Source organism: Metalysinibacillus jejuensis, assembly GCF_003057615.1.
Classification (GTDB): Bacteria; Bacillota; Bacilli; order Bacillales_A; family Planococcaceae; genus Metalysinibacillus; species Metalysinibacillus jejuensis.
In genome coordinates, this window is the sequence record NZ_QAFW01000179.1 from 1 (window position 1) to 392 (window position 392).

1 protein-coding gene is annotated in these 392 nt (G+C 38.3%); it reads left to right on the plus strand.

The genetic code is table 11. The annotated features are described in order from the left end of the window. Nucleotides 1-53 precede the first annotated feature (53 nt). Nucleotides 54-392, plus strand: a 339-nt coding sequence (locus tag DDE80_RS14780) for a glycerol-3-phosphate acyltransferase (protein ID WP_161952366.1), incomplete at its 3' end; no start/stop codon positions are given.

Here is a 392-nt window from a genome sequence, read left to right on the forward strand (position 1 = left end):
TATAAGAGACAGATACACTACTTTAAAATAGATTTTTCGAGAGGAGTATTTTTATGGTAAAAGCCTTGATAATTTTTCTTATTGTTGGCTATCTAATCGGCTGTATTCATGGCTCAAAAGTAGCACAATTGTTATCGGGGGTAGATTTAAAAAAATCTGGGCATGGCAATGCCGGCGCCTCAAACGCAACACTTTCACTCGGATGGAAATATGGCATATTAGTGGCGCTTATCGATATTGGGAAAGGCGTTGCCGCCATTATTGGTGTACATCTCTATTTAGCTGGTGCTTTGCATTTAACTGAAGTACAAATTTGGCTCTTAACATATACAATTGCAGCTGGAGTAATTTTAGGGCATAATTTCCCATTCTATATGGGTTTTAACGGTGGC